The following is a 270-nucleotide window of genomic DNA, read 5'->3' on the forward strand; positions in this document are numbered from 1 at the left end:
TAGAGCAGGATTTCCGGCTTGTGCTTCTGCACGCATGCGATCACGGCACGCATGTAGGACTCGGTCCGGTAGTCGCGAAAGATCGGGTCGTCGTAGAGATAGACGACGTCCGCCCCGTACTGGAAGGCGTCCGCCGCCAGTTCGCGCACCTGGTCGCCGATCAGCACGCCGGAAAGGGGCACGCCCCGCTTGTCGGCCAGCTTCCGCCCCGCGCCCAAAAGCTCCAGCGACACCGGTGCGATCCGGCCGTCCTGCTGTTCCAAAAACACC

The 270-nt window shown here is 64.8% G+C and carries 1 pseudogene; it reads right to left on the minus strand.

The features are described 5' to 3' along the window. Nucleotides 1-269, minus strand: a pseudogene (locus LD028_RS09025) (electron transfer flavoprotein subunit alpha); the annotation flags it as partial. Nucleotide 270 lies beyond the last annotated feature (1 nt).

Source organism: Anoxybacillus sp. LAT27, from assembly GCF_022030075.1.
GTDB classification, from domain to species: Bacteria; Bacillota; Bacilli; order Bacillales; family Anoxybacillaceae; genus Anoxybacillus; species Anoxybacillus kestanbolensis.